A 535-nucleotide genomic window follows, 5' to 3' on the forward strand; every position below is an offset into this window, starting at 1 on the left:
TCAATATGCCCAGCCGTCTTAGTCAACTGCCGTACCTTTTGATTGGTCATGATACAGCGAGCATCTAGGCGCGCATATAACGCCTCAATCAAAGCAGCCATTCCACCGACTAGGCGCATAGAAGGCGGCGCGCTTTTATAGCCTTGCATACTTACAGGTCGTTGATCAGCAGCGCGCTCAACCATCATATCGCCCTCTTCAAACTGAGCAAAGCGCGATAGATTTAATGATTCAATAAGCCTACTCAATTGTGGCTGATAGTCTGGCCAAAACCAAGAAGGCCCCAAATCAAACGCATTATTTGATTCTGTGTTGTCACAGGCTTTATTAGCAGCTTCCTTATCAGCAGCCTTTTTGTCAAAAACTGCCTGTTCAGAACGGGTCATACCTGAAGACTTGGCGACTGCAATACGACCACCCAATGTATCACGAGCCTCTAATAGTCTATACGCGATGCCTTTTTGCTCTAATAAAAAGGCGGCGTATAGTCCACTCAAGCCACCGCCAATGATCACTATAGGGATTTCTTGCATAT

General features: G+C 46.4%; 1 protein-coding gene. It reads right to left on the reverse strand.

Features of this window, described 5'->3' with window-relative positions:
- Nucleotides 1-533: NAD(P)-binding protein (locus ACS8FC_RS20510; protein ID WP_439298139.1), on the reverse strand; the 533-nt coding region annotated here is incomplete at its 3' end.
- Nucleotides 534-535: the final 2 nt, after the last annotated feature.

It is taken from the genome of Psychrobacter sp. 1Y4, from assembly GCF_051847555.1.